Genomic DNA, 26,271 nt, shown 5'->3' with positions numbered 1-26,271 from the left:
GGCGGACGAAGATCGCACCCGTGGGGTCGAGCTCTCGCATCCGAGGGTCGGCGTCAAGGGCGTCCACGGTGATCGGCGAGCGGACCCCTTGACACCGACCTTCGGATGGTGAAGACGGCCTGGCCAGAAAGCGCCCGGGTCAGCGGTTGCGGGCCACCACGTAAGCCATCGGCAGGTCCAAGATCGAGCCATCCGGCAAAGTGTCCGTGGCGTGCAGCGTGATCATGCCGCCATCGATGATCTCGATCCCCGCGTTCTCCAGCAGGGCCTCCAATTTCCCCTCCTGCCAAGAAGCAGGCTTCAACCCATGCCTGAACACCCTCTGCAACTTGGGCACCGCATCCGGACTCTGCGCCAACGCCGCCTGCATCGTCGGTCCCGCGGCGGGGCTCAGTTCCACAGCGAACAGATGCCCCGTCGCCCCCATCAGTGTTCGCAGGGAAGTCACCGCGGCCGGGCGAAGGTCATCGGGCATCTGATGAAGGACGCCGCGCATGTAGATGTTGGAGTCGCCCAGGTGGAGGTGGAGGTCTACGGCGGCGTCGGGGTCGGCGAGGTCGTATTCGCGGAAGGTGGCTGGGCTGTCGGCCTGCAGGGCGCGGGCGTGGTCGATGGCGGCGGGGGCGAAGTCGAGGCCGATGACGGTGGGGAACTCGGCGGCGAGGGCGGCGGTTTGGGTGCCGTTGCCGCAGCCGATGTCGAGGAGGGGGAGGTTCTCGGCGAAGTGGGGCTGGAACAGCGGCAGCTGCGCGGTCGCCGTCACCTGGCCCGAGCTGTCCCAGATGGGCAGCCCCGGTTCTTGCGGAAGGTCACTCCAGTAGTTCTGCCAGTTGGTTCGCACCGACTGTTCCATGTGTCCTCCGTAACCCGGTTGAGGTGTTTGGTTTACGGCTCAACCGAGTCCGGTGACAAGGGGTAGATCCACATTTGGGCTTTTCAGGTGAATCTGCGTAACGCGAGCCTCCAATGGGGGCATACACCAAGAGGAACCGCAGACGGCCGCCGAGCGCCGCCTGCGTCCGTGTCCTGCCGTCGATCAGGCGGTCAGTGTGTTCCGGCGACCGGGATCGCGGCGCCGGTGATCGGGGTGCGTCCACAAAGGAACAGGATGGTCTTGGCGATCTCCTCCGGGCTGACCCAGCCCGCACGGTCGGCGTCGGGGTCGGCGGCGCGGTTGGACGGGGTGTCGATGACGCCGGGGAGGACGGCGTTGACGCGGACACCGTCCACTCCGTACTCGGCGGCCATGGCCTTCACCAGGCCGACCACCGCGGTCTTGGCCGTGATGTAACCCGACGCGCCGGGGAATGGGCGGTCGATGGCCCTGGCGGCGACGCAGACGACGGAGCCGCCGCCCGCCGCCACCAGTTTCGGGAGGGCGGCCTGGCAGACGAGGTAGGTCGGGCGCAGGTTGAGGCGCAGGAGGCGCTCGAACTCGTCGATCGGGGTCTCGTGCAGGCGCGGGCCCATCGCGAACCCGCCGACCAGGTTGACCACGGCGGTGAGCGGGCCGTGCTCGGCGGCGACCTCGACGCACGCGGCGACGTCGGACTCGGTGAACAGGTCGGCCTTGACCACGCGCAGGTTCTCGTGGGTGGGGAGCCTGCTCGCGCCGCTGTCGGAGGAGGAGGGCACCACGACCCGCCAGCCCGCGGCGAGGAAGGCTTCGGTGACCGCGGCGCCGAGGCCGCCGGTCCCGCCGGTGATCAATGCGGTTTCGGTCATGCCGACGAGTGTGCCGCGTTCACCCGAACGAGAGATCGACACCCCAGCACTAGCCCGTCTCCTTCAGCTCCACCGGAATCGCTGACGGGTTGGCCGGGTCCTTCGCCTGGGTGCGCACGAGCACGCCGTGCAGGATCATCCGCTGCCGGTTCGAGAACTTCGGGTGGCACGTGGTCAGCGTGATCAGCTTCCGCCGCTGGTCCGGCGGGGTCTTCGCCGCCGGGTTGCCCGGCACCGGGGCGACCACGCCGGAATCCCGCGGTGTCACGATGTGTCGGCCGACCGCCGCGGCGTACTCGCCGGTCAGCGGCTCGACCTTGGCTGAGCCCTCGGCACCCGCACAGCGCGGGTCGGCCGCGCGGGCGGCCCAGTTCTTGGCGTCGGCGGTCGTCGGCAGCAGCCGGTAGACGTACCAGTTGCCCCGCGTCTCCACGACGATCGCGTCGCACGACTCCAGCAGGTCCAGGTCGTTGAACGGGGCGCCCTTGCCCACGCGGTGGCCCGCGACGGCGAAGTTGCCCGCCCCGCCGGGGGGCGCCGAGGTCTTGTAGTGGCCGGGGCCGACCTCAAGGTTCTTCTCCGAGGTCCCCTCGACGATCGTGAACTTGTAGTCCGACCCCAGCGCGGGCACGTACAGCTTCGCGATGCCCTCGCCGTCGGCGAAGCTGAAGTGCTCGACGCGCTCCGGGTCGGGCGCGGCCGGGTCCTTCCACTCGTCGTCCAGGGCCGTGGTGACCTCGGCCTGCTTCTCCGCCGAGATGAGGTCGGTGATCCACACCTCGTAGACCACGAACAGCAGCACGACCAGCCCGGCGGTGATCAGCAGCTCGCCGACCGTCCGCACCGCCGTCAGGCCGGGGCTGCTCCGCCGCCGCGGCGGTGGCTCGTCGTCGTAGTCGTCATAGTCGTCGTAGTACTCGTCATCGTCGTCGTAGTCGTCGTCGCGGTAGATCGGGATGTACTCGGTGGGCGGGTCGGGCGGGCGGACAGGACGGATGATCTCAGTGGGCGCCTCAGCGGGGTGAGGTCGCCGCGGCGGCGGTTGCCGCCGGTCTCCGTACACCTGATCCGCCCTCCTTCGCCCGGTTTCCCGACGACACTAAGTCACGACCCCGTTGGGGTGCTGTGAATCAGGATAGGAACCCGCGCAGCAGCGACGCCGTCCCGTCCAGGTGTTGGGCCATCGCGTCGCGTGCTCCGGCCGGGTCGCCGTGCAGGATCGCGTCGACGATGTCGTGGTGCTGGCGGTCGGAGTGGCCGATGTTGGCCGGGATCAGCGGGATGGCCTCGAGCAGCGCGTTGACCCTGGTCCGCACGTCCGCGATGGCCGACGTGAGCGACGGCGCGGCGGTCGTCTCGGCGATCGCCAGGTGCAGCCGGGAGTCCCGGCGCCGGTACTCGGCGGGCGCCACGTCGGCGCATTCGTCCAGGTGGGCGCGCAGGCGGCGGCGGTCGTGCGGGGTGAGCGCGCGGCTGGCGGCGGCCTCGGCGGCGCCGGTCTCCAGCACGCGGCGCAGGGTCAGCGCGTCCTCCAGCTGCGCGAGCCGCGGCGGGTCGGCGGGGGCGCGCGCGGGCAGCACGGTCCGCACGAACGTGCCGCCGTAGCGGCCGCGCCTGCACTCGACGTAGCCGGATTCCTGCAGTGCGCGCAGCGCCTCACGCAGCGTGACGCGACTCACGCCGAGGCGGGTCGACAGTTCCCGCTCGGGCGGCAGCCGACCGCCGGGGAGCACCACGCCGAGCCGGATCGCCTGCAGCATCCGCTCCATCGTCTCCTCGAAGGCGTTGCCCGTCCGCACGGGACGGAACAACGCCTCCGCGACGAGGTCCTCAGAGGGGAGTGACATAGGCCCCGGAGATCCCGCCGTCGACCAGGAACTGCGACGCGGTCATGAACGAGGAGTCGTCGCTGGCGAGGAACGCGACGGCGGCGGCGATCTCCTCCGGCTCGGCGAAGCGGCCCATGGGGATGTGCACGAGCCTGCGCGCGGCCCGCTCCGGGTCCTTGGCGAACAGCTCCTGCAGCAGCGGGGTGTTCACCGGCCCGGGGCACAGCGCGTTGACCCGGATGCCTTCGCGCGCGAACTGCACGCCCAGTTCGCGGCTCATGGAGAGCACGCCGCCCTTGGACGCGGTGTAGGAGATCTGCGAGGTCGCGGCACCCATGATCGCCACGAACGACGCGGTGTTGATGATCGAGCCCTTCCCGCGCGCCTGCATGTGCGGGATGGCGTATTTGCAGCACAGGTAGACCGAGGTCAGGTTGACGTCCTGGACGCGCTTCCACGCGTCGAGGCCGGTGGTGAGGATCGAGTCGTCGTCCGGCGGAGAGATGCCCGCGTTGTTGAACGCGATGTCGAGCCCGCCGTAGGTGTCGACGGCGGCCTGGAACATGGCCTTGACGTCGTCCTGCCTGGTCACGTCGGCCCGCACGAACAGCCCGTCGACCTCGTCGGCGGCCGCCTTGCCGGTGTCGGGGTCGACGTCGGCGACCACGACGTGGGCGCCCTCGGCGGCCAGCCGACGCACGGAGGCGAGGCCGATGCCGCTGGCCCCGCCGGTGACGACCGCGACCCGGCCGTCGAGACGCTTGCTCATGCTCAGTCCTCTGTGCTCAGGAAAACGTTCTTGACCTCGGTGAACGCCGCCAGCGCGTCCGGACCCAGCTCCCGGCCGAAGCCGGACTGCTTGAACCCGCCGAACGGCGTCCAGTAGCGCACCGAGGAGTGCGAGTTGACCGACAGGTTGCCCGCCTCGACCCCGCGCGCCACCCGCAGCGCCCGGCCGACGTCGCGCGTCCAGATCGAGCCGGAGAGACCGTACTCGGTCTCGTTGGCGAGCCGGACCGCGTCGGCCTCGTCGTCGAACGGGAGCACCGCCACGACCGGGCCGAACACCTCGTCGGTGACCGCGCGGTGGTCGGGGTCGATGGGCGCGAGCACAGTCGGCGGGTACCAGAACCCGGCGCCGTCGGGCGCGCTGCCGCGGAAGGCGACCGGCGCGTCGTCCACATAGGACGCGACGCGGTCGCGGTGGGCGGCCGAGATCAGCGGGCCCATCTCGGTGGCCGCCGCGCCGGGGTCGCCGACGACGACGCCCGCGACGGCCTTCTCGAACAGCTCCATGAACCTGTCGTAGACCGGCCGCTGCACCAGCACGCGCGAGCGCGCGCAGCAGTCCTGGCCCGCGTTGTCGAACACCGCGTAGGGCGCGGTCGCGGCGGCTTTGGCCAGGTCGGCGTCGGCGAAGACGATGTTGGCGTTGTTGCCGCCCAATTCCAGCGTCAGCCGCTTCACCTGATCGGCGCAGCCGGCCATGATCTGCTTGCCGACCTCGGTCGACCCGGTGAACACGACCTTGCGCACCAGCGGATGCGTGACGAACCGCTCCCCCACGACCGAGCCCTTGCCCGGCAGCACCTGGAACACGTCGGCCGGGATTCCAGCTTCCAAAGCCAGTTCAGCCAGCCGCAGCGCGGTCATCGGGGTGAGCTCCGCGGGCTTGAGGACCACGGTGTTGCCCGCGGCGAGGGCGGGCGCGAATCCCCAACTGGCGATGGGCATGGGGAAGTTCCACGGCACGATCACGCCGACGACGCCCAGCGGCTCGCAGAAGGTGACGTCGAGGCCGCCCGGAACCGGGATCTGCTTGCCGAAGAGGCGTTCCGGGGCGGCGGAGAAGTAGTCGAGCACGTCGCGGACGTTGCCCGCCTCCCAGCGGGCGTTGCCGATGGTGTGCCCGGCGTTGGCGACCTCCAGCCGCGCCAGGTTCTCCAGGTCGGCGTCGACGGCGGCGGCGAACCGGCGCAGCAGCCTGGCCCGGTCGGCGGGCGCCACGGCCCGCCACCCGGCGAAGGCGGCGTGCGCCCGGGCGATCGCGGCGTCGGCCTCGTCGACGGAGGCGAGGGCGACGGTGGCCACCACTTCCTCCGTCGCGGGGTTGAGCACCTCGAAGGTCGTCACCGGTCTCCCTTTCTCGATCTTCGACAGGCAGCCGTCACCGGTCTCCTCTTCTCTGGATGGCCGCGGCCACGAGCGCGGCGAACAGGCGGGTGTCGTCGGCGTTCTGCTCGGGGTGCGACTGCACGCCGAGGGCGAAAGGGTGTCCGGCGAGTTCGACGGCCTCGATGGTCCCGTCCGGGGCGGTGGCGACGACTTCGAGCCCGTCCCCGATCCGGTCGAGCGACTGGTGATGGTGGCACTGCGCCACGACGGACCCGCCGAGGATGCCCGCCAGCGCGGTGCCCGGCCGGATCGTCACGTCGGTCTTGCCGAACCGCGCCACCTCGGGCTGGTGGTCGGTGTTCCCGACCTGCTCCGGCGTGTGCTGGTGCAGCGTGCCGCCGCGCGCGACGTTGAGTATCTGCATCCCCCGGCACACCGCGAGGAACGGCAGCTCCAACTCGACCGCGGCTGTGACCAGCGCGAACTCGGCCTCGTCGCGCGCGGGCTGCGGGGTGCCGGTGGTCGGGTGCGGGGTCTGGCCGTAGCGGGCCGGGTCGATGTCGGCGCCGCCGGAGAGAATCAGTCCGTCGAGCCAGCCGACAGTGTCAGCGCGCCAGTCGCCCAGCGGGGGCAGCAGGACCGCGTTGCCGCCAACCGCGCGCACCGACTCGACGTAGGCGCGGTGCAGGACGACGGCCTCGGTCTCCCAGATGCCGAACGCGGAGTTCTCCAGATACGTGGTGACCCCGATGACGGGTGGTCTAGAGGCGTTCGAAACCACGGACCCGCTCCCAGTCGGTGACCGCGGCGTCGTAGGCGGCCTGTTCGACGTGCGCGGCGTTGAGGTAGTGCTCCACCACGTCGTGCCCGAACGCCTGCCGGGCGATCGCGCTGTCGTCGAGCAGGTCGGCGGCCTCGCGCAGGGTCGACGGGACGCGCGGCTTGGTCGAGGCGTAGGCGTTGCCGGTGAACTCGCGTTCCAGCGGCAGCTCGTTCTCGATGCCGTGCAGCCCGGCCGCGATCAGCGCGGCCACCGCGAGATACGGGTTGACGTCGCCGCCGGGGACCCGGTTCTCCATCCGCAGCGACTCGCCGTGGCCGACGGTCCGCAGCGCGCACGTGCGGTTGTCGATCCCCCAGGCCACGGCCGTCGGGGCGAACGAGCCCGCGGCGAAGCGCTTGTAGGAGTTGATGTTCGGGGCGTAGAAGTACGTCAGCTCGCGCAGGCAGGCGAGCTGGCCCGCGATGAAGTGCTCCATCAGCGGGGAGAACCCGCCGTGTCGGTCGCCCGCCATCACCGGTTCGCCGTCGGCGGCGCGCAGGCTGATGTGCACGTGGCAGGAGTTGCCCTCGCGCTCGTTGTACTTGGCCATGAAGGTCAGGCTCTTGCCGTGCGCGGCGGCGATCTCCTTGGCCCCGGTCTTGTAGATGCCGTGGTTGTCGCACGTGGTCAGCGCGTCGGCGTAGCGGAAGGCGATCTCGTGCTGGCCGGGGTTGCACTCGCCCTTGGCCGACTCGACGTACATGCCCGCGCCGGACATCGACGTGCGGATGTCGCGCAGCAGCGGCTCGACGCGGCCGGTTCCCAGCAGCGAGTAGTCGACGTTGTACTGGTTGGACGGGGTCAGGTTCCGGTAGCCGGACCGCCACGCCTGCTCGTAGGTGTCGTCGAAGACGATGAACTCCAGCTCGGTGCCGACGAACGCGCCGAGCCCGAGGTCGGCGAGCCGGTCGAGCTGGCGGCGCAGGACCTGCCGGGGCGAGACGGCGACCGGGCCGCCTTCGACCAGCTCGACGTCGGCCAGCACCAGCGCGGTGCCCGGGTGCCAGGGGATGAGCCGCAGCGTGGCCATGTCGGGGCGCAGGACGAAGTCGCCGTAGCCGCGGTCCCACGACGAGACCTGGTAGCCGCCGACGGTGTTCATCTCCACGTCGACCGCGAGCAGGTAGTCGCACGCCTCGGTGGCGTGGTCGAGGACCTCGCTGAGGAAATAGCGCGCCGAGCAGCGCTTGCCCTGGAGCCTGCCCTGCATGTCGGTCATCGCGACCAGCACGGTGTCGACCTGGTCGGTCTCCACCAGTTCGCGCAGCCGGGCGACGGAGAGCAGTCCGTCGGTGTCACGCATCGCCCGAGTCCTCCGAAAGGTTCAAGGCTGGTCCTTTGGAATTGCCGACCTCAGCATGCTCGCAGCGCTGGACGGCGCTCGCAACCGCCGTCCGGGCATCTTCAACCGAACGGACCTTGACCCCTATTTTGCCGCCGGACCGCTGCTCAAAGGACCGAAGGCAACCCTTTGACGCGAGGGTCACTGTCAGTAAAAGTAGGCGGGTGACTGAGGAGCGAGTACTGCTGGTCGACGACGCGGGCCACGGCATCGGGACGGCGGCCAAGGCCGACGTGCACACCGAGGCCACCCCGCTGCACCTGGCGTTCTCCAGCTACGTCTTCGACGCCGACGGCCGCTTCCTGATCAGCCGCCGCGCGCTGACGAAGAAGACCTGGCCGGGCGTGTGGACGAACTCGTGCTGCGGCCACCCGGCGCCCGGCGAGCCGATCGAGGACGCGGTCCGGCGCAGGCTGTCGGCCGAGCTGGGGCTCACCGCCGCCGAGCTGACGCTGGTCCTGCCCGGTTTCCGGTACCGGGCGGTGATGCCGGACGGGATCGTGGAGAACGAGCTGTGCCCGGTGTTCCGGGTCCGCGCCGACACCGAGCCGGTGCCGAACCCGGCCGAGGTGGACTCGGTCGAGTGGGTCGAGTGGGGTCCGTTCGTGGCGGACGTGCGGGCCGGGCGGCGGGAGATCTCGCCGTGGGCGGTGCTCCAGTTCGACGAGTTGGACGCGCTCGGTCCCGATCCGCTGGCCTGGCCCGCGGGCGACCCCGCGCGGCTGCCCGCCGCCGTAAGGTGAGCCGGTGTCGCACACCGAGATGTTCAACCAGGCCCTTGCCGCGCTGATCCCGCAGGCGCACCGGATGGGGATCACCGCAGTCGAGCTCGCACCGGGCCGGGCTGTGTGCGCCGTGCCGATCGAGGGCAACGGCAACCACTTCGGGACGATGTACGCGGGCGTGCTGTTCACCGTCGCCGAGGTGCTGGGCGGGGCGATCTGCCTGCCGAGCTTCGACTTGGCGAAGTTCTACCCGGTGGTCAAGGACGTCAAGATCGACTTCCGCAAGCCTGCCCGCACCGGCATCCGGTCCACCGCGACGCTCGACGCGGAGACCATCGCGCGGGTCGCCGCGGAGGCCGAGGAACTGGGCAAGTCGACGTTCCTGCTGGAAGCCGAACTCACCGACGCCGACGGCGTGGTCGTCGCGACAACAGTCGGCACCTACCAACTGCGTGCGCATGTTCCGGCAATCCGGACATAGCCGCTTTCGTTAGCGAGACACGAGCAATCGACGAGACCCGGCAAGTACTGTCGACGACGTGCATGTCCTGTTCGTAAGCCTCCCAAGCCATGGCCACACCTACCCCCTGCTGCCGCTCGCGGACGCCGTTCGAGCGCACGGGCACCAGGTCACCTACGCCACGCACTCCTCGTTCCACCCGGTGCTGACCAGCCTCGGCTATGCCGTGGTGGATGTCGGCATGACGATCGGCGAGGCGTTCGCCGAGGTCACCGCGGGGCGGCCGTTCGACTTCGCCAACCGGGAGAAGATGGAAGGCGTGGTGGGCAAGGTGTTCGCCTCCGCGCTGGCCCGCCGGTTCGCGCGTGATCTCGGGCCGGTGCTGGAGCGGCTGCGGCCCGATCTGGTCATCTATGAGGCGGCCACGATGGGTGCCGCGTTCGCCGCGCGGAGCGCCGGGATCCCCATGCTGTGCCACGCGTTCGGCCGGGGCAACGTGCGCGAGCCGTTCAGCGACATGAAGCGGCTGCTCGGGGAGGTCGCCGCCGAGTTCGGCGTGCCGTTCGACCCGGCGGCGCCGTCGCCCGCGCCTTACCTCGACATCTTCCCCGAGTCCTTGCAGGACAAGGAGTTCCTGGCGATCACCGACCGTATGCCGATCCGGCCGGTGCCGTTCGCCGAGCCGGGCGAACTGCCGGGATGGGTCGCCGAGCACCGCGAGCCGCTGGTCTACCTGACGCTGGGCACCGCGTTCGGCCAGGCGCACGTGCTGCGCTCGGCGATCGACGGCCTCGCGCCGCTGCCCGGCCGGGTGCTCGTCGCCGCCGGTCCGACGGTCGACCCCGCGGCGATCAGCGACGTGCCCGCGAACGTCACGGTCATGCCGTGGGTGCCGCAGGCCGACCTGCTGCCCTACGCCGACCTGGTCGTCCACCACGGCGGCAGCGGGACGACGCTGGGCGCGCTGGCGCACGGCATCCCGCAGCTGTTCCTGCCGCAGGGCGCCGACCAGTTCGTCAACGCCGACGCGGTCACCGAAAGCGGCGCCGGGCGCCAACTCGTCGACGACGAATTCACCGCCGAGGCCGTGCTGTCGAATTCCCGCGAGCTGCTGGCCGATGAATCGGTCAAGGAACGGTCGCGGGAGATCGCGGCCGAGATCGCCGCGATGCCCGCGCCGTCGGAAATCGTCGGACGGCTTTCAGAGTTTTACCGAGTTATCTGACAGCGGAAATCAGGTAGTAGTCGATCAGGCCGTCGCGGTAGCTGGAAAGCCACCGCCGCGGCCACTCGCCGTCGGGCACGCCGAGGTGGACGAGCCAGCGGTCCAGGCCGGGCCAGACGTGCTCGCCGATGGCGGTGACGTCGATGTCGGCGAAGCCCGCGGCGGTGAGGTGGTCGACGACCTCGGGCACGCTGTGGTCGCGGTCGATGCCGGTGGCGAAGGTGTCGAGGCGCTCGGCCAGCGCGCCGGGGTGGTCGCCGGTCGGGGCGAAGAACGTGCAGACGGCGAACCGGCCGCCGGGGCGCAGCACGCGCGCGGCCTGCTGGGTGAACCCGGCGATGTCGTCCATGTGCTGGGCCGCTTCCAGCGAAAACGCCACGTCGAAGCGGTTGTCGGGGAACGGCAGGGCGGTCGCGGCGCCCTGGTGGAAGCTGAGCCCGCCGGTGGCGTGCGCGTTGGCGCGGCGCACCTGGTCGGGGCTCAGGTCGACCCCGCACCACTCGCGCGGGCCGACCTCGGCGAACGCCCACGCGGCGCCGACGCCGGTGCCGGAGCCGATCTCGACCACCGAGTCGGCCGCACCGACGCCGAGCCGGTCGACGACCAGGCGGTAGAGGGCGAGCTGGCTGTCCACCCGCTGCTCGACGGTGACGTCGCCGTCGATCGGGATGTCGCGCCAATAGCCGAAGTTGATGAATCCGCCCGCGAACACGGGCAGTGAACTCAGGTCGTCGGTTCCGTACATCTTGGCCCGCAAGGCCACCGCGTCGTCGGTCACGTTCACATTTAACAGCAAAGCGGATTCGCGCACTGGGAACCGGATTGGTCTTCTCAACCCGGGATTCGCGTGGCAGTATGCGGGCGCGAGCAGTGTCCTGCCTGGACTCGGGAAAGCCGATCCGCGTCCAAACTGCCCGCATCCCCTGCAGAGTAAGGAATCGGCATTCATGAAGCGCACCCTTTTGCGTGGCAAGGCGTCGCGAATCGCCATCCTCGCGGTCGCCGCCAGCGCGGGTATCGCCGCGGTGGCAATCCCTGCCTACTCGGCGGAGACCGCTGACGTAGCCATCCAGAACGCCAACGCCGCGGACTCGGTCCCCGGCCGCTACATCGTCAAGTTCAAGAACGCCCGCGGCGCCGCCGCGGTGTCGGCCACCGCGTCGGACCTGACCCGCAGGCACGGCGGCAAGCTGCGCCACCAGCTCGACCTGATCAACGGCTACTCGGCCACCATGTCCGAGGACGAGGCCCAGGCCGTGGCGAACGACCCGAGCGTGGCCTCGGTCGAGCAGGCGCACTACATGGTCGCCCTCGACACCCAGCCGAACCCGCCGAACTGGGGTGACGACCGGATCGACCAGCGCGACCTGCCGCTGAACCAGTCGTTCACCTACCCGACGAACCCGGGCCAGGGCGTGCACGTCTACGTGCTCGACACCGGCATCAACGCCAACCACCAGGACTTCACCGGCCGCGTCGCCGCGGGCTACGACTTCGTCGACAACGACTCCACCCCCGGCGACTGCCAGGGCCACGGCACGCACGTGGCGGGCACCGCGGCGGGCACCACCTACGGCGTGGCCAAGAAGGCCACCATCCACGCGGTCCGCGTGCTCGACTGCGCCGGATCGGGCTCCAACGACGACATCATCGCGGGCATCAACTGGGTCAAGAACAACGCCGTGAAGCCCGCGGTGGTCAACTACAGCATCGGCTGCCGTTCGCGCTGCTCCGACGCCACAATGGACAACACGGTGAAGTCGCTGATCGCCAGCGGCGTCCAGTTCGTCCAGGCGGCGGGCAACTCCAACGACGACGCCTGCTACTACAGCCCGCAGCTGGTGCCCGAGGCTGTCACGGTCGGCAACAGCAACCAGCAGGACCAGCGCTACAACGGCACCGGCCCGAGCAGCTACGGCTCCTGCCTGGACATCTGGGCGCCCGGCACGAGCATCGTCTCCGCCGCCTACAACAGCAACACGGGCAGCGCGACGATGACGGGCACGTCGATGGCCTCCCCGACGGTCGCGGGCGCCGCGGCTGTCTACCTGGGCCAGAACACCTCGGCCACCCCGCAGCAGGTCCGCGACGCGCTGGTCACCAACGCGTCGGTCGACAAGCTGACCGGCATCAACGCGGGTTCGCCGAACCGGCTGCTCTACACCGGCTTCATGAACGGCGGCGGCAGCACCACGGTCACCGTCGCCAACCCGGGCAACCAGACCACCACGGTCAACACCTCGGCGTCGCTGCCCAACAGCGCCTCGGGCGGCACCTCGCCGTACACGTGGTCGGCCACGGGCCTGCCCGCCGGCCTGTCGATCAGCGCGTCGAGCGGCACGATCTCGGGCACCCCGACCGCGACGGGCACGTCGAACGTGACCGTCACCGCGACGGACAGCTCCAGCCCGGCCAAGTCCGGCTCGGCGTCGTTCACCTGGACGGTCAACCCGGCCGGGACATGCTCGCTGGTCAGCAACGGCACCGACTTCGCCATCACCGACAACACGACGGTCGAGAGCCCGGTCACGGTCTCCGGCTGCTCGGGCACCGCGTCGGCCACGGCGAAGGTCGACGTCAACATCGTCCACACCTACATCGGCGACCTGACGGTGTCGCTGATCGCGCCGGACGGCAGCGCGTACGTGCTGCACAACAAGACCGGCGCGGGCACCGACAACCTGGTCACCACCTACACGGTGAACCTGTCGTCGGAGACGGCGAACGGGACGTGGAAGCTGCGGGTCAACGACTCCGGCCCCGGCGACTCCGGCAAGATCGACACCTGGTCGTTCAACGCGGCGGCGACCGGCGGCGGCACCAACTGCGCCCCGGCCACCAACGGGACGAACGTCAACATCGCCGACAACACCACGGTGGAGAGCTCGATCCCGCTGTCGTGCAGCGGCAACGCCTCGGCGACCAGCACCGTCGCGGTGGCGATTGTCCACACCTGGCGGGGTGACCTGGTGATCGACCTGGTCGCGCCGGACGGTTCGGCCTACCGGTTGAAGAACTCGTCGTCGAACGACTCGGCGGACAACGTGAACGCGACCTACACGGTCAACCTGTCCAGCGAGGCGCGCAACGGCACCTGGAAGCTCCGGGTGCAGGACGTCGAGACGAACGACACCGGCTACATCGACAGCTGGACTCTCACCAGCTGACAGCTCGACTGAAGACGCCCGGCACCGTTGGTGCCGGGCGTCTTCGCTTTCAGGAGAACAGCTTCAGCTCCTTGATGGTCACCCCGGTCAGCTCGGCGACCGCCAACTCGGGACGGCGGTTGGCGACGATGCGGAAGAGCCCTTCGACGTCGGTCTCCAGTTCGGCTTCCCGGTCGGCGTCGGGGTCGCCGAGGCGGAGGGTGCGGCCGTCGGCCAGGGTGACGTCGGTGGGCGGCGCCTCCCGGATGCGGCTGCGCTGCTCCAGCAGGATCAGCGCGTCGTCGGCGCCTTCGGAGGCGTACGCGCCGGGCTCGCCGAGGGCTTCGCGGATGTCGCCGCCGTGGACCCACTCCCCCAGGGCGACCCGGAAGATCTCCGGACTCGCCGCGCCGAGCTCGTAGGCGGCTTCGAGTTCGGACAGCAGCTCCGGGATGGCCAGGTGCCGCTTGGCGTCGACGTCGGCCTGGTTGTCCTCGGGGCTGAAGTCGTGCGCGGTGCCGGTCGCGACCCGGGTCAGGGCGGTGGCGCAGTGCGCGATCACGTCGCGGACCGACCACAGGTCGCACACCGTCGGCCGGTCGAACGCCTCGCCGGGCGTGCGGCGAAGGATGGGCAGCAGCGCGTCCCGCTCGGTCCGCAGCAGCCGCCCGTACACCTCAGGAGCAAGTGTCATACGCCAATACTGCCACTGCGGCGCCCCGGACCCGGGTTTCAGCCAGTCCCATCAGCGCCGGTGGCAGCGGCTCCTGATGCAAGACGCGTAGGCGTTGGGTCGCGCGGGTCAGGGCTACGTAGAGCTCTGCGGCTCCCCGAGCCCCCTCAGCAAGAATCCGTCCCGGTTCCACAACCAGGACCGAGTCGAACTCCAAGCCCTTCGTCTCCGAAGCAGGGACCGTGCCCGCCATCCCAACTGGGCCAATGACAACGCTGGTCCCCTCCCGCCCAGCCTCCTCCCGAACGAACTCCTCGATAGCCCCAGCAATCTCATCCCCGGAGACCAACCGCGCCCAAGGCTCAACCCCACAAGCCCGGACCGAATCCGGGGGCTGAACCCCCGGCGCGAACTCCGCCAACACAGCAGCAGCCACCGACATGATCTCCGCCGGAGTCCGGTAGTTCACCGTCAACGAGCGATAAACCCAACGACCAGGCACGTAGGGCTCCAGCATCGCCCCCCAAGACGTCGCCCCCGCCACCGAACGCCGCTGCGCCAAATCGCCGACGACCGTGAAAGACCGGCCCGGACACCGTCGCATCAGCACTCGCCAGTCCATTTCGGACAGTTCCTGGGCCTCGTCGACCACGACGTGTCGATAAGTCCAGTCCCGATCAGCCGCCGCGCGTTCGACCAGTTCGCGCGTGTCGTGTTCGACGAAGCGGTCCGCCAGGTCCTCCGCGTAGAGCAAGTCCGTGGCGAACAGATGGTCCTCGTCGTCCATCGAGTCCTGGCGGTCGACCAGCAGATCCATCACACCGGCCGCGTACTCGGCCTCCGCCTTCCGCTCCCGTTCTGCGGCCAGCTCGGCGGTCTTGTCGGCGGCCTTGTCGCGGCCCAGCAGGTCGACCAGTTCATCGAGCAGGGGCACATCCGACACCGTCCAAGCGTCGCCGTCGGTGCGCAGCAGGGCTTGGTCCGCGCCTGCGGCCCGCAGTCGGGCGGGGGACGAATAAAGAGGCGCCAGCAAGGTTTCCGGGGTCAGGATCGGCCAGAGCTCGTCGAGGGCGGCGGTGAAGGTCTCGTTCTCGGCGAGCTCTTTGAGCAGGTCGGCGCGCATCTGCTCCCAGGCGTCGCGGTCTGAGCGGGTCAGCCAGCCGCGGCCGATTCGGGAGATCGCCCGTTCGGTCAGGACGTAGGTGATGATCTCGGTGAACACCGGGCGGGCCTCGTTGTGCGGCAGGCCGCTCGCGCGGGCCTCGTCCCTCGCCCACTCCGCTGTCTCAGCGTCGATGCGAACCGTGGCGTCGCCCAGTTGGATCGGCACCGGCTGTTCCGGGAGCCGTTGGCGGTCGGCGATCGCGGCCTTCAGGACGTCCAGGATCTTCAGGGAGCCCTTGAGGCGGGTGGCCTCCGGAGTGTCCTCGGCGGTGACACTGAGCCCGGGCACCAAATCCCCGGTCGTCATGAACACCACGTCGGACTCGCCAAGAGACGGCAGGACGCGGCTGATGTGGTTCAGGAACGCCGGGTTGGGGCCAACCACCAGCACACCGTGGCGCTCCATCCGCTCCCGCTGGGTGTAGAGCAGATACGCGACGCGGTGCAGCGCCACCACCGTCTTGCCTGTGCCCGGGCCGCCCTCGATGACGAGCACGCCAGGGTGGTCGTGCCGGATGATCTCGTCCTGTTCGGCCTGGATCGTGGCGACGATGTCGCGCATTCCCTCACCGCGTGGGGCGTTGACGGCTGCGAGGAGGGCGGCGTCGCCGCGGTCGTCGGCGCCGGGGCGGCCGAGGACCTCGTCGGTGAAGTCGACCAAGTGGCGGCCGCGGGTGTGGAACTGGCGGCGGCGGCGCATGTTCTCCGGGTTCGCGCCGGTGGCGACGTAGAACGCGCGCGCGGCGGGGGCGCGCCAGTCCAGCAGAAGGGGCTCGTACTCGTTCGCCTCGTCGAAGATCCCGATGCGGCCGATGTAGGAGTGTTCGCCCGTGAGCGTGTCCAGCCTGCCGAAGCACAGGCCGTTGTCCGCGACATCCAGCCGCTTGGCCTCCTTGGCGAGTGCGCGCACCGTCGAGTCCCGTTCCATCGGGGTGCCGCCGGTGCCCTTCAGCGCCGCGTTGAACGCCCCTCTGACCCGCGCGCGCTCGGCGTCGAGGCGCGTGTAGAGACCGGCGGCGTACGTGCGCTCGGAGCGCAGTTCCTCGTCATATTCCCGAGTCGGCCTGCTGATCATCTCCAGCAGTCGGTTCGCGGCCACCGTGGCCCCGTCGGCGCGGATCCAGCCCGCCACGGCGGCCGCTTGGTCGCGGGTCTCCGGGGTCAGGGCGACGCGAAGGGCGGCCGACAGCGACTCCACCGTCGGGATGGGACCGTCGTGCGCCGCGCCGATGCCCAGTTCGGCCACGCGGCTCCCCCAGTACGGCTGGTCGACGATCTGCGGCACCACGACCTGCGGCGCACCCGCCCGGGCGGCCGTCGTCGTCGTGCCCGCGCCGCCGTGGTGGACGACGGCGGCGACGCGGCTGAACAGGAACTGCTGGTTGACCTCGCCCACGACGAAGCAGTCGTCGGCGTCGTCGATCAGGGCCAGGTCGGCCCAGCCACGGGACAGGAGCACGCGGCGACCCTGTGCGCGGACCGCCTCGATCGCGACCTGGGCGGCGTCCTTCGCCGCGAGCATGGGCATGCTGCCGAAGCCCACGTACACCGGGGGCGCGCCCGCCTCCAGGAACGCCACCAGGTCGGCCGGGAGCGGCCGCTCGTCCGGCAGGATCCAGGCGCCGGTCTGCACGACGTCGAGGTCAGCGGGCTGCCACGGGCCCAGCGTCGGGTCGGCGGCGAGCCACGGTTGGTCGGTGAAGACGTGGTCGCGGACGTTGCCGACCGGCGGCAGGCCCACCGCCGCGCGGTGGGTGTTGAGCGCCGCGCCATAGAGCGCGTTGACCTTCTCGGCGTCCAGGTCCCACAGCACCCGGTTGTCGGTCTCCTCCGGCGGCAACGGCGTGCCGGGCCGCGCCTGCGGCGGGTAGTGCGGCGACGGCAGCGTGATCGGCTGGTATGCCACGTAGACGTACGGGATGCCCTGCAACTCGGCCACCGACCGCATGCCCGCGGGCAGCAGACCGGAGGCCACCAGCGCGTCGCAGCCCCGCGCCGCCGCGCCGATCGTCTCGAAGTGGGCCGCGACCAGCTCGGGCGCGACCTTGAACGGGTCGACCGGCGCGGGCGTCGCCCCCGTCACCATCGCGCGCACCGCGGGCCCGAACGGCACGTGCGGCACGCCCGCGCGCGCCAGCAGCGCCGCGAACTCCGCGTCCGGCGGCGCGCACATCCGCACCTCCGCACCGAGCGCGCGCAACCGCACCGCGAGCCCCACCATCGGTTCGACGTCTCCCCGTGACCCATACGTCGACAACAACACTCGCACTCGGCGACTCCCGTTTCCGCAGGTTCTGGCCTTAGGCGGGAGATTCTGCGGCACTACCGGGGTCTTGCGGCAAGCCCCCGGGTGCGATATACGTTTAAGTGGGAGGAAGTGACTATGCCCTTCTCCGCTCCCTCACGGTTCCCGATAGCTGCGTAAGAACGCCATGCGGTCGACCACCTCAAGGCCGTTTCGGCTGAACACCAGAAACGCCGACGGCGCCACCTCGCGGCTTCGGCCGCCATCGGTCAACACGCCCGTCAACGGCTCGGTCCACCGGATCTCGAAACCCACGTCCGGCCCCACCAGGCCACGCGCCCGCAACGCGTTGACCCACACCGCCATCTCCGTCAACGACTCCGGCACCGAGTAGCAAACGGCCTCCACCGGGACCGGCCACGGGTGATAGATCTTGATCATTGCCAGCGCTCCCCCGCATCTGTTCCCCACCACAGATACTACCACGCTGTTCGAACATCTGTTCGACTACTCGAAGCGGGAGACGTCCCCCGCGCCGCGCCGGATGATCACCGGCTCGCCCTCGGAGAAGTCGATCACCGACGTGGGCACGGTGCCGCACTCGCCGGAGTCGATGACCGCGTCGACCTGGTGGTCGAGGCGCTCCTTGATCTCCCAGCCCAGGGTCATCGGCTCAGGTTGGTCGGGCAGCAGGAGGGTGCTGGACAGCAGCGGCTCGCCGAGTTCGGCGAGGATCGCCTGGGTGACGACGTGGTCGGGAATGCGCGCGCCGACCGTCTTCTTCTTCGCGTGCAGCAGGCGGCGCGGGACTTCCTTGGTGGCGGGGAGGATGAAGGTGTAGCTGCCGGGGGTCGACGCCTTGATCGCGCGGAACACCGTGTTGTCGACGTGGACGAACTGGCCGAGCTGGGAGAAGTCCTGGCAGACCAGGGTGAAGTGGTGGCGGTCGTCGAGCTGGCGGATCTCGCGGATCCGGTCGATGCCGTCCTTGTTGCCGAGCCTGCAGCCGAGGGCGTAGCAGGAGTCAGTGGGGTAGGCGATCAGCCCGTCGGACCGCAGCAGGTCGACGACCTGGAGGATCGATCGGCGCTGCGGGTTGTCCGGGTGCACGTCGAAGTACTTCGCCACGGGCTGAGCCTAGCGGGACGCGCCACTCGAACAGGGCAAGCGCGACGGCGGCGGCAATGGCGATCCACGCAGAGTCCGTTCATTGGGAAGGGCGGCGGTCCGCCGATGGCTTTCCGCCTGGCTATTCGCCTTGTTCCACCGAACGCGCCAACCCCTTGGGCGCGACGAGGCAGTACGAAATGCGGATCCACTCCGCTATCTGGTCCCACCGCTCGTCGTCGGCGTCGGGCGGGACGTCGAGCGCGACCCAGCCGTGACGGCCGAGCCCGTAGCCCGCGGGCTCGGCGGCGTCGTCGGTGGCGACTACGGCCTCGGCCTCGGATTTCGACAGCTTGACCGTGAGGTGGTGGGCGAGATGGTCGGCGAAGATGAAGTTCTTGCCGCGCACCCGGAACGTCGGATGGTCGCCCCACTCGGCGATGTCGACGCGCTCCGCCTCGGGCAGCTCCGCCACCACCCGCTCCACCCTGGCCATATTGTCCATGCGGCGGACGATACCTGGGCCGTACGACGCCGACCGGGCCTCGATGTCAGCGCGAACCCGCGCCCGTGGTGACCGCCCTCATGTTCTCCTCCAGGTGCGTCATCCACGACGTGCCCGGGATCGGCACGATCACTGGGGAGCGGTCCAGCAGCCAGGTCAGCGCCTCGCGCGCGGGCAGCGAACCGGCCAGTGGTTGCCACGGCAGGAAAGCGATGCCCTCCCGCTCGCAGTGGTCCAGCACGGCCTCCCACCGCCGGTCGCCGTGGCTGTAGCGGTTCTGGACGGAGACGATTGGGGTGATCGTCCTCGCCTCCTCGATCTGCTCGACCGTCACCTCCGACAGCCCGACGTGGCGGATCTTGCCCTCGTCCTGCATTCGCCGCAGGGCGCCGATCTGGTCGGCCAGGGGGACCAGCGGGTCGACGCGGTGTAGTTGGAACAGGTCGATGCGGTCGAGGCGCAGGCGGCGCAGGCTCAGTTCCGCCTGCTGGCGCAGGTATTCGGGCCTGCCGAGCGGGATCCAGTCGGTGCCGGGGTGGCACTGGCCCGCCTTCGTCGCGATGACGATGTCCTTTTTGTACGGATGCAGCGCCTCGGCGAGCAGCTCCTCGTTGCCGCCGAGGTCGTAGGAGTCCGCGGTGTCGAACAGGGTCACGCCGAGTTCGACGGCGCGGCGGGCGACGGCGATGGACTCCGCGCGGCGGTCGGGGGTGCCGCGCAGCCGCATGGCGCCGAAGCCGAGGCGGTGGACGGGGAGGTCCCCGCCGATCAGGAAGGTCATGCGTCCAGCCTGGCCGGGGTGGATTGCTAAGACAAGCGACTCTTTCTTGCCCTGACCGCGTAGCATCGCTGAAGTGTTGAACCTGGAGCGCCTGCGTGTCCTGCACGCCGTGTGCGCCACCGGCTCGGTACGCGGCGCGGCGGCGGCGCTGCACGTGACCACGTCGGCGGTGTCGCAGCAGGTAGCGCGGCTGGAGCGGGAGGTCGGGCAGCGGCTGCTGGAGCGCGACGGCCGGGGCGTCCGGCCGACCGACGCCGCCCGGTTGCTGGCCGACCACGCGGGGAGGCTGCTCGCCCAGGTCGAGTTGATCGAGGCCGATCTGGCCGACTTCCGCGGGGTGATCACCGGGACCGTGACCATCGGCGCCTTCGCCACCGCCGCGCGCGGTCTGCTGCCCGGCGCGCTGCGGTCGCTGCGGGAGTACCCGGACCTGACGGTGCGGCTGGCCGAGCAGGAGCCGGACGTCGCGATCGCCGCGTTGCGTCGCGGCGACCTCGATATCGCGGTCGTGCAGGACTGGGCGGAGGCCCCGCTCGACGTGCCGCCGGACCTGTCGGCCCGCCACCTGTTCGACGACGCCCTCGACGTCGCCCTGCCCGCCGACCACCCGCTGGCAGATCGCACCTCGGTGACGTTGGACGACTTGCGGGACGAGCAGTGGATCAGCTGGTCTGAGGGGCAGATCTGCCACGACTGGCTCACCGCGACCCTGCCCGATCCCCGCATCGCCCACACGGCGTCGGAGCACTCGACTCAGCTGGCTCTTGTGGCGGCGGGGCTGGGCGCGGCGGTCATTCCCAGGCTCGGCCGGGAAACTCCCCCGCATGTCCGGTTCGTGCCGATCGATCCGGAACCCACCCGCCGGGTCTTCGCCCTGTGGCGCACGAGCGCGGGCTCCCGACCGGCGATCGGCGCGGTCGTGGCGGCGCTAGCCCGCGACTAGCTCCTTCTCCAGCGGAGTCGCGAAGCGGGACTTCACCCGGACGTCGCCGATCAACGTGGCCAGGCGTTCGGCCTCGGTCGCGACGGCCGCGACGCCTTCGGAGCCAATGTCCTCCAGCAGCCGCACCGCGATCTCGCCGGTCGGCCGGTGGGCCCAGCCGCCGACGATGTGGCCGTCCCAGAACACCGTCGGGCCGATGTTGCCGGAGCGGTCGAACAAGGCCGGGCCATGGTCGCCAAGGAACCAGCGGCGGTCGCTCCAGCCCATCGGGGTCGGGTCGAGGGCGGGCAGCAGCACCGGGCGCGGCGGGCGCGGGGCCACCGGGTCCAGATCGTCGGCCAAGATCACGCCTTTGCCGGAATCCAGGTCGACCTCGACGGCGCCGATCTCGGCGAGCGCCTTGCGGGTGTCGCCGAGAGTCCAGCCCGCCCACCACTTCAGGTCGGTGACCGGGGCCGGGCCGAACACCCGCAGCCATCGCCTGGCCAGTTCAGCGCGCGCCGCGGCGGGGTCGAGGTCCGGGATGCCGTCGGGATAGACCGAGGTCATCGGCGACCAGCGGTACTGCGTCGAGGTCCACGAGCCCAGCGGCCTGCCGCGCACGATCTTGCCGTCGGCGGCGAGCAGGCCCAGCACGCGCGAGGTGATGTTCTGCTTGGCCGCGTACGGCTTGCCCTCCGCGACGATCAGCGCGGTGCGCAGGCGGGGCTCGTCGGCGGCCAGCTCGGCTGCGGTGGCCTCGCCGCGCGCGGTCAGGGCGGCGAAGGTGGACGCCTCGACGTCGGCCAGCCACGGGCCCGCGTCGGTGACCGGGGTGAGTTCCTCAAGGTGCTTGACCAGCCTGCGCCGTTCGACGGCGGCGACCGCCCTGGTGCACGCGGCCTGCACGACCGGCGCCACCTCACGCCCCACGACGAACACAGTCCGGCGCATCCCGAGCAGCCGGACGACGGACCGCTCGTCGTACAGCGAGGCGCTCACCGCGGCGGTGTCGACGGCCATCCGCGCCAACACGGACAGGTAGACCGTGCACGGATCGGTGGCGTGGAGGGCGAGCATGGCGTCCGCCGCGTCGGCCGGATCGGTGGACGGCAGGGGCGCGGCCAAGCCGTGGCGGAGGCTCAGCCGGGCTCGTCGCTCAGAGTCGGACACGTGGCGCACACCGCGACCCTAGTGGCCTGACATGGGAAAAACGGTCCCCGGTGGTCGGGGGGCGTGCCACCGGGGAACCGTTTCGCTAGCCCTATCGGCCCAACGTGATGCGACGTTAGCAGGAACTGAAAAGATTCTCACTCAATCCTGGACGCGGGTGTACTCCATGACCCAGTTGGTCTCCCACGTGCGCTCCGCGTCCACCGAGAACGCCTGGTCCCATCGGGCGGTGGTCGGGGTGATCTCCGACCAGCGGTAACGCACCCGGACCGGCGTCCCCTCGTGCTCGTCGTCGCCGTAGAAGTTCCCGACGCCGTCGCTGAAGCCGCCCGCGACCGGGGGCTGGAGGTGGCCGGTGCGGCTGCTCACCCAGTAGATGAACCACTGCTTCCTGCCGTGGTCGTACGAGCGGTAGGCCGAGCCCGACCAGCCCTGGGTCGGGAAGTGGATCTCGTCGAAGCTGCCCGCGCCGCCGAAGAACGTGTGCGCGGTGCTGATGGCCGGGAACTCGTCCCACTCGTCGCTGCCGGTCAAGGGCTTGGCGAGCCGCCGGTTGGCGACGGTCCAGGTGCCGACGAGGAAGTCGAAGTCGTTGATGCTCACGCGGCCACCTCGCACGCTCGGTGGCTCCACTCGCGAAGGCACTGTGTCGATGATTCGTTCGCAGGCTCTCTCATGGCGCGGAGCCTCGCGGGTATCCCTGCCATCTTGTGTCAGTGATGCCCGCTACGTTCCCGGCATGCGCGCGAGCCGTCTCCTGTCGATCCTGCTGCTCCTGCAGACCCGGGGCAGGCTCACCGCCCGGGAAATCGCGCAGCGCCTGGAGGTCTCGGTGCGCACGGTCTACCGCGACATCGACGCGCTGACCACCGCCGGGGTGCCGCTCTACGCCGAGACCGGCCCGACGGGCGGCTACCAGATCCTCGACGGCTACCGGACCAAGCTCACCGGGCTCACCGCGACCGAGGCCGAGTCGCTGTTCCTGGCGGGCATCCCCGGTCCGGCCGCCGAACTCGGCCTCGGCGCCGCGCTGGCCGCCACCGAGCTGAAGCTCATGGCCGCCCTGCCCGCCGAGCTGCGGGAACGCGCGGTGCGCATCCGCGAGCGGGTGCATGTCGACGTGCCCGGCTGGTTCAGCGACCCCGACGACACCCCGCACCTGGCCGAGGTGGCCAAGGCGCTGTGGGAGCAGCGGGAGCTCGACGTCCGCTACCGCCGCTGGATGCCGACACCCAAGGAGGTCCGGCGCACGCTGCGGCCACTCGGCCTGGTCGTCAAGGCGGGCACCTGGTACCTCGTGGCCGACACCGACGGCGGCAGGCGCACCTACCGGGTGGCGAGCATCCGGGCCGTCGAGGCCGTCGGCGCGCCCTTCGAGCGGCCCGCGGACTTCGACCTGGCCGCGTCGTGGGCGGAGTCGTCGCGACAATACGAGTCCACTGTGTACCAAGGGGAGGCCGTGGTGCGCCTCTCCCCCAACGGCTTCCGGCTGCTCGGCGACGCGCTCGGGCCTGCGGTGGCCCGGGCCGCCGAGGAGACCGCCGCGGAAGGCGCCGACGGCTGGCGCACGGCGACGATCCCCATCGAGACCGTCGACCACGCGGTGAGCCAGCTGTTGCGGCTGCGGGCCGAGGTCGAGGTCGTCGCGCCCGCCGAGCTGCGAGCCCGAGTGGCCGAGACGGCTGCCGCGATCGGCGCGCTTTACTCACAAACGCACAACTGAGCCCCCGCGATCCGTCCCGGGAACACACTTTCGTGGCGTCGTTTTGTCCGCGCTCGACGGGTTGTGACCTGCGTCGATACGCTCGCCCACTACCTCAGCCGGGACCGTAGCGGAGGCCATTGATGTCCATCCCACGCCGACTCATCCTGGGCGCGACAGCCGTCGTCGCCCTCCTGCTGACGACAACGACGACGGCGGGCGCGGCCCAGGGCCCCGAGCTGCCGGGCTTCGCGACGGCGTTCCTCTACTCGCAGGGCAACCCGGACGTCGACCCTCCGGGCGCCAACGACTGGACGTGCAAGCCCTCCGCGGCGCACCCGCACCCCGTCGTGCTCGTCCACGGCACCTGGGAGAACCGCTACAACAACTTCGCGAAGATGTCGCCCGCCCTCAAGCGCGCCGGGTACTGCGTGTTCGCGCTGGACTACGGCGACACCGAGCTCAACGGCTTCGGCATGCACCCCGCGGTCAAGGGCACCGGCGACATCCGCACGTCGGCCAAGGAGTTCAAGCGATTCGTCGACAAGGTCCTCGCCGCCACCGGAACGTCCCAAGTGGACGTCGTAGGGCACTCGCAGGGCGGCATGATGCCCCGCCAGTACCTCAAGTTCGAGGGCGGCGCGGGCAAGGTCCGCAACCTGGTCACCCTCGGCGCCACCCACCACGGCACCACGCTGAGCGGCATCGCGACGCTGGCCGAGGCGCTGAAGCTGCTCGGGATGAGCGGTCTGCTCATCGGGACCGCGGGCGTGCAGCAGGCGAAGGGCTCGGAGTTCCTGGCCGCGCTCAACGCGGGCGGCGACACCGTCCCCGGCGTCGCGTACACGGTGATCGCCACGAAGTTCGACGAGGTCACCACGCCCTACCAGTCGACGTTCCTCACCGCGGGCCCCGGCGCGACGGTCAAGAACATCACCTTGCAGGACACCTGCCTGCTCGACCTGTCCGACCACCTCGCGCTCCCCTATTCCGACCGGGTGATCGCGATCGTGAAGAACACCCTGGGCGGCACGACGAACCCGGTGCCGTGCGTGCCGGTCCTGCCGGTCGTGTGACCCGCTCCCCGTTCGGCTCGCCGCTGCTGGGCGGCACCGACCAGGACCAGCGGTCCCTGCGGATCCGGGTGCAGGGCCTGCTGACGGTCAGCCTGGTGCTGGCCAACATCATCGGCGCGGCCGTGGTGGTCGTGCTGCAGATGGTCGTGATCCCCGGCCCCGGCCTCGACCACCGCACGTGGCTCGTGGCCGCGGTCGGGGTCCCGGTGTACGTCGTGGCGGCCGTCGCGGCAGGCTGGATCTGGGGCACGCGCCGGGCGCTGCGGGTGCTGCGGTGGTCGATCGACCGCCGCACGCCCACCGCGGCCGACCGGCGCGCCACGGTCCGGGTGCCGCTGCGGCTGACCTGGATGCAGGGCTTCCTCTGGGGCCTGGCGACGGTGCTGTTCACCACCGCGTTCGCCGTCCTGCAGCCGGAGCAGGTCATCACGGTGGCGTTCACCGTGGGGTTCACCGGGATCGTCGTGTGCGCCATCACCTACCTGCTCAGCGAGTTCGCGCTGCGGCCGGTGGCGGCCAGGGCCATGGCCGGTGAGCCGCCCTCGCGGGTCTACGGCGCGGGCGTGCTCTTGCGGATGCTGCTGTTCTGGTCGCTGGGCACGGGCGTGCCGGTCGCGGGCGTGCTGACGGTGGCGGTGGTCGCGTTGGTGCGCGACCACGTCACGACCCGCCAGCTGTCGGTGACGGTGATCGTCCTCGCCGGGATCGCGCTGGTCGTCGGTCTGCTCGTCATGGCGATCAACGGCCGCGCGACCGTCGCCCCGATCCGCTCGGTGCGCGACGGGCTCGCCCGCGTGCAGCGCGGCCAACTGGACGTCGAGATCCCGGTCTACGACGGCACGGAACTGGGCCTGCTCCAGGCGGGCTTCAACCGGATGGCCGCCGGGCTGCGGGAACGCGAACGCATCCGCGACCTGTTCGGCCGCCACGTCGGCCGCGCGGTCGCCGACGACGCCGTGGCCCGCGGCGCCGACTTCGACGGGGAGGTCCGCGACGTCGCGGTGATCTTCGTCGACCTGGTCGGGTCCACCACCCTGGCGGCCACCCGCCCACCCGCCGAGGTGGTGGACCTGCTCAACCGGTTCTTCGCGGTGGTCGTCGACGAGATCGACGCCCACGGCGGGCTGGTCAACAAGTTCGTCGGCGACGCCGCGCTCGCCGTGTTCGGCGCGCCCGTCCCGCTGCCCGACCACGCGGGCCAGGCACTCGCCGCGGCCAGGGCGATCGCGGCGCGGCTGCCGCTGGAGGTGCCCGAACTCGCCGCGGGCATCGGCGTCGCCGCGGGCCCGGCGGTCGCGGGCAACATCGGCGACGAGCGGCGGTTCGAGTACACGGTGATCGGCGACCCGGTGAACGAGGCCGCGCGGCTCACCGAGCTGGCCAAGTCCGTCCCCGGCCACCTCGTCGCCTCCGCGCGCGCCACCGAGGCCGCCGACGCCGAGGAGGCCGCCCGGTGGCGGACCACCGACTCGGTCGTGCTGCGCGGTCGGACGGAAGCCACAACCGTGCTCGTCCCCGCTTGAAGCCCCTGTC

25 protein-coding genes and 1 pseudogene are annotated in these 26,271 nt (G+C 70.6%); 8 read left to right on the top strand and 18 right to left on the bottom strand.

Annotated elements, in window-relative coordinates:
• Positions 1 to 139: 139 nt before the first annotated feature.
• The 8 genes from ACSHT8_RS29335 to ACSHT8_RS29300 form a co-directional block, all read right to left on the bottom strand.
• Complete coding sequence (locus ACSHT8_RS29335) at positions 140 to 853, bottom strand: class I SAM-dependent methyltransferase (protein ID WP_436494409.1); 714 nt, start codon at positions 851 to 853, stop codon at positions 140 to 142.
• A gap of 191 nt (positions 854 to 1,044) precedes the next feature.
• Positions 1,045 to 1,725, bottom strand: coding sequence for an SDR family NAD(P)-dependent oxidoreductase (locus ACSHT8_RS29330; RefSeq protein WP_436494407.1), 681 nt, complete (start codon positions 1,723 to 1,725; stop codon positions 1,045 to 1,047).
• 49 nt (positions 1,726 to 1,774) lie between these two features.
• Positions 1,775 to 2,788 (bottom strand): class E sortase, encoded by a 1,014-nt coding sequence (locus tag ACSHT8_RS29325; protein ID WP_436494406.1) that lies wholly within the window; start codon positions 2,786 to 2,788, stop codon positions 1,775 to 1,777.
• Between the two features lie 67 nt (positions 2,789 to 2,855).
• On the bottom strand, positions 2,856 to 3,572 hold the full coding sequence (locus ACSHT8_RS29320) for a FadR/GntR family transcriptional regulator (protein ID WP_436494404.1): 717 nt from the start codon (positions 3,570 to 3,572) through the stop codon (positions 2,856 to 2,858).
• On the bottom strand, positions 3,556 to 4,323 hold the full coding sequence (locus ACSHT8_RS29315) for a 3-oxoacyl-ACP reductase (protein WP_436494402.1): 768 nt from the start codon (positions 4,321 to 4,323) through the stop codon (positions 3,556 to 3,558). Before ACSHT8_RS29315 ends, ACSHT8_RS29320 begins: the two co-directional genes overlap by 17 nt.
• Before the next feature lie 2 nt (positions 4,324 to 4,325).
• Entirely contained in the window at positions 4,326 to 5,687 is a 1,362-nt protein-coding gene (locus ACSHT8_RS29310; RefSeq protein ID WP_436494400.1) for an aldehyde dehydrogenase family protein, read from the bottom strand.
• Positions 5,688 to 5,721: 34 nt separating this feature from the next.
• Positions 5,722 to 6,450, bottom strand: coding sequence for a gamma-glutamyl-gamma-aminobutyrate hydrolase family protein (locus tag ACSHT8_RS29305; protein ID WP_436494398.1), 729 nt, complete (start codon positions 6,448 to 6,450; stop codon positions 5,722 to 5,724).
• A complete protein-coding gene (locus ACSHT8_RS29300; RefSeq protein WP_436494396.1) occupies positions 6,431 to 7,795 on the bottom strand; it encodes a glutamine synthetase family protein in 1,365 nt (454 codons plus the stop codon). The genes ACSHT8_RS29305 and ACSHT8_RS29300 overlap by 20 nt, the downstream gene beginning before the upstream one ends.
• A gap of 203 nt (positions 7,796 to 7,998) precedes the next feature.
• Between ACSHT8_RS29300 and idi the strand changes: the two genes are divergently transcribed.
• The 3 genes from idi to ACSHT8_RS29285 are packed head-to-tail and all read left to right on the top strand — an operon-like array spanning position 7,999 to position 10,244.
• Positions 7,999 to 8,577, top strand: coding sequence for an isopentenyl-diphosphate Delta-isomerase (idi, locus tag ACSHT8_RS29295; protein WP_436494394.1), 579 nt, complete (start codon positions 7,999 to 8,001; stop codon positions 8,575 to 8,577).
• 4 nt (positions 8,578 to 8,581) lie between these two features.
• Positions 8,582 to 9,040 (top strand): PaaI family thioesterase, encoded by a 459-nt coding sequence (locus tag ACSHT8_RS29290; protein ID WP_436494392.1) that lies wholly within the window; start codon positions 8,582 to 8,584, stop codon positions 9,038 to 9,040.
• A 58-nt stretch (positions 9,041 to 9,098) separates the two neighbouring features.
• Positions 9,099 to 10,244: a glycosyltransferase gene (locus ACSHT8_RS29285; protein ID WP_436494391.1), complete on the top strand. Its 1,146-nt coding sequence runs from the start codon at positions 9,099 to 9,101 to the stop codon at positions 10,242 to 10,244.
• Here the strand turns inward: ACSHT8_RS29285 and ACSHT8_RS29280 are convergent.
• Entirely contained in the window at positions 10,237 to 11,028 is a 792-nt protein-coding gene (locus ACSHT8_RS29280; protein WP_436494389.1) for a class I SAM-dependent methyltransferase, read from the bottom strand. The genes ACSHT8_RS29285 and ACSHT8_RS29280 overlap by 8 nt on opposite strands.
• Positions 11,029 to 11,191: 163 nt before the next feature.
• Here ACSHT8_RS29280 and ACSHT8_RS29275 point away from each other — a divergent pair, with 163 nt between their 5' ends.
• Positions 11,192 to 13,411 carry a proprotein convertase P-domain-containing protein gene (locus tag ACSHT8_RS29275; protein ID WP_436494387.1) on the top strand — a complete coding sequence of 740 codons (2,220 nt, stop codon included), beginning with the start codon at positions 11,192 to 11,194 and terminating at the stop codon, positions 13,409 to 13,411.
• A gap of 49 nt (positions 13,412 to 13,460) precedes the next feature.
• Here the strand turns inward: ACSHT8_RS29275 and ACSHT8_RS29270 are convergent, their stop codons facing one another.
• The 7 genes and pseudogenes from ACSHT8_RS29270 to ACSHT8_RS29240 form a co-directional block, all read right to left on the bottom strand.
• Complete coding sequence (locus tag ACSHT8_RS29270) at positions 13,461 to 14,084, bottom strand: maleylpyruvate isomerase family mycothiol-dependent enzyme (RefSeq protein ID WP_436494385.1); 624 nt, start codon at positions 14,082 to 14,084, stop codon at positions 13,461 to 13,463.
• A complete protein-coding gene (gene helR / locus ACSHT8_RS29265) occupies positions 14,068 to 16,302 on the bottom strand; it encodes an RNA polymerase recycling motor ATPase HelR (protein WP_436502216.1) in 2,235 nt (744 codons plus the stop codon). Before helR ends, ACSHT8_RS29270 begins: the two co-directional genes overlap by 17 nt.
• Positions 16,303 to 17,496: pseudogene (locus ACSHT8_RS29260) on the bottom strand (glycosyltransferase); the annotation flags it as partial.
• Between the two features lie 132 nt (positions 17,497 to 17,628).
• Positions 17,629 to 17,913: a hypothetical protein gene (locus ACSHT8_RS29255; protein WP_436494383.1), complete on the bottom strand. Its 285-nt coding sequence runs from the start codon at positions 17,911 to 17,913 to the stop codon at positions 17,629 to 17,631.
• Between the two features lie 66 nt (positions 17,914 to 17,979).
• On the bottom strand, positions 17,980 to 18,600 hold the full coding sequence (locus tag ACSHT8_RS29250) for an L-threonylcarbamoyladenylate synthase (protein ID WP_436494382.1): 621 nt from the start codon (positions 18,598 to 18,600) through the stop codon (positions 17,980 to 17,982).
• Positions 18,601 to 18,721: 121 nt separating this feature from the next.
• Entirely contained in the window at positions 18,722 to 19,084 is a 363-nt protein-coding gene (locus ACSHT8_RS29245; RefSeq protein ID WP_436494380.1) for an MmcQ/YjbR family DNA-binding protein, read from the bottom strand.
• 46 nt (positions 19,085 to 19,130) lie between these two features.
• On the bottom strand, positions 19,131 to 19,865 hold the full coding sequence (locus tag ACSHT8_RS29240) for an aldo/keto reductase (protein WP_436494379.1): 735 nt from the start codon (positions 19,863 to 19,865) through the stop codon (positions 19,131 to 19,133).
• 73 nt (positions 19,866 to 19,938) lie between these two features.
• On the opposite strand from ACSHT8_RS29240, the gene ACSHT8_RS29235 reads away from it, so the two are divergent.
• Positions 19,939 to 20,808 (top strand): LysR family transcriptional regulator, encoded by an 870-nt coding sequence (locus tag ACSHT8_RS29235; protein ID WP_436494377.1) that lies wholly within the window; start codon positions 19,939 to 19,941, stop codon positions 20,806 to 20,808.
• Here the strand turns inward: ACSHT8_RS29235 and ACSHT8_RS29230 are convergent.
• Both ACSHT8_RS29230 and ACSHT8_RS29225 read right to left on the bottom strand, forming a co-directional pair.
• Complete coding sequence (locus ACSHT8_RS29230) at positions 20,794 to 21,960, bottom strand: winged helix DNA-binding domain-containing protein (RefSeq protein ID WP_436494376.1); 1,167 nt, start codon at positions 21,958 to 21,960, stop codon at positions 20,794 to 20,796. The two genes, ACSHT8_RS29235 and ACSHT8_RS29230, sit on opposite strands and share 15 nt — an antisense overlap.
• Positions 21,961 to 22,101: 141 nt before the next feature.
• Positions 22,102 to 22,563, bottom strand: coding sequence for a hypothetical protein (locus ACSHT8_RS29225; protein ID WP_436494374.1), 462 nt, complete (start codon positions 22,561 to 22,563; stop codon positions 22,102 to 22,104).
• 136 nt (positions 22,564 to 22,699) lie between these two features.
• On the opposite strand from ACSHT8_RS29225, the gene ACSHT8_RS29220 reads away from it, so the two are divergent.
• The 3 genes from ACSHT8_RS29220 to ACSHT8_RS29210 all read left to right on the top strand — a co-directional run bounded on the left by ACSHT8_RS29220 (position 22,700) and on the right by ACSHT8_RS29210 (position 26,261).
• Positions 22,700 to 23,683 carry a helix-turn-helix transcriptional regulator gene (locus ACSHT8_RS29220; protein ID WP_436494372.1) on the top strand — a complete coding sequence of 328 codons (984 nt, stop codon included), beginning with the start codon at positions 22,700 to 22,702 and terminating at the stop codon, positions 23,681 to 23,683.
• A gap of 122 nt (positions 23,684 to 23,805) precedes the next feature.
• Positions 23,806 to 24,738 (top strand): esterase/lipase family protein, encoded by a 933-nt coding sequence (locus ACSHT8_RS29215; RefSeq protein WP_436494370.1) that lies wholly within the window; start codon positions 23,806 to 23,808, stop codon positions 24,736 to 24,738.
• The gene (locus ACSHT8_RS29210; RefSeq protein ID WP_436494368.1) at positions 24,735 to 26,261 is read left to right on the top strand and encodes an adenylate/guanylate cyclase domain-containing protein; all 1,527 of its coding nucleotides are present in this window, start codon (positions 24,735 to 24,737) and stop codon (positions 26,259 to 26,261) included. Before ACSHT8_RS29215 ends, ACSHT8_RS29210 begins: the two co-directional genes overlap by 4 nt.
• Positions 26,262 to 26,271 lie beyond the last annotated feature (10 nt).

The sequence above is a fragment of the Actinokineospora sp. HUAS TT18 genome, from assembly GCF_051364635.1.
Taxonomy (GTDB): domain Bacteria; phylum Actinomycetota; class Actinomycetes; order Mycobacteriales; family Pseudonocardiaceae; genus Actinokineospora.
The sequence above is the reverse complement of the archived record's forward strand: the minus strand, read 5'-3'. Positions and strand labels throughout refer to the sequence as shown.

Bases quoted from the DNA above. Each gene is read 5' to 3' on its own strand.
- ACSHT8_RS29335 (WP_436494409.1), bottom strand. From the start codon at position 853: ATGGAACAGTCGGTGCGAACCAACTGGCAGAACTACTGGAGTGACCTT.
- ACSHT8_RS29330 (WP_436494407.1), bottom strand. From the start codon at position 1,725: ATGACCGAAACCGCATTGATCACCGGCGGGACCGGCGGCCTCGGCGCC.
- ACSHT8_RS29320 (WP_436494404.1), bottom strand. From the start codon at position 3,572: ATGTCACTCCCCTCTGAGGACCTCGTCGCGGAGGCGTTGTTCCGTCCC.
- ACSHT8_RS29315 (WP_436494402.1), bottom strand. From the start codon at position 4,323: ATGAGCAAGCGTCTCGACGGCCGGGTCGCGGTCGTCACCGGCGGGGCC.
- ACSHT8_RS29300 (WP_436494396.1), bottom strand. From the start codon at position 7,795: ATGCGTGACACCGACGGACTGCTCTCCGTCGCCCGGCTGCGCGAACTG.
- ACSHT8_RS29275 (WP_436494387.1), top strand. From the start codon at position 11,192: ATGAAGCGCACCCTTTTGCGTGGCAAGGCGTCGCGAATCGCCATCCTC.
- ACSHT8_RS29270 (WP_436494385.1), bottom strand. From the start codon at position 14,084: ATGACACTTGCTCCTGAGGTGTACGGGCGGCTGCTGCGGACCGAGCGG.
- helR (WP_436502216.1), bottom strand. From the start codon at position 16,302: ATGATCAGCAGGCCGACTCGGGAATATGACGAGGAACTGCGCTCCGAG.
- ACSHT8_RS29255 (WP_436494383.1), bottom strand. From the start codon at position 17,913: ATGATCAAGATCTATCACCCGTGGCCGGTCCCGGTGGAGGCCGTTTGC.
- ACSHT8_RS29245 (WP_436494380.1), bottom strand. From the start codon at position 19,084: ATGGACAATATGGCCAGGGTGGAGCGGGTGGTGGCGGAGCTGCCCGAG.
- ACSHT8_RS29240 (WP_436494379.1), bottom strand. From the start codon at position 19,865: ATGACCTTCCTGATCGGCGGGGACCTCCCCGTCCACCGCCTCGGCTTC.
- ACSHT8_RS29220 (WP_436494372.1), top strand. From the start codon at position 22,700: ATGCGCGCGAGCCGTCTCCTGTCGATCCTGCTGCTCCTGCAGACCCGG.
- ACSHT8_RS29215 (WP_436494370.1), top strand. From the start codon at position 23,806: ATGTCCATCCCACGCCGACTCATCCTGGGCGCGACAGCCGTCGTCGCC.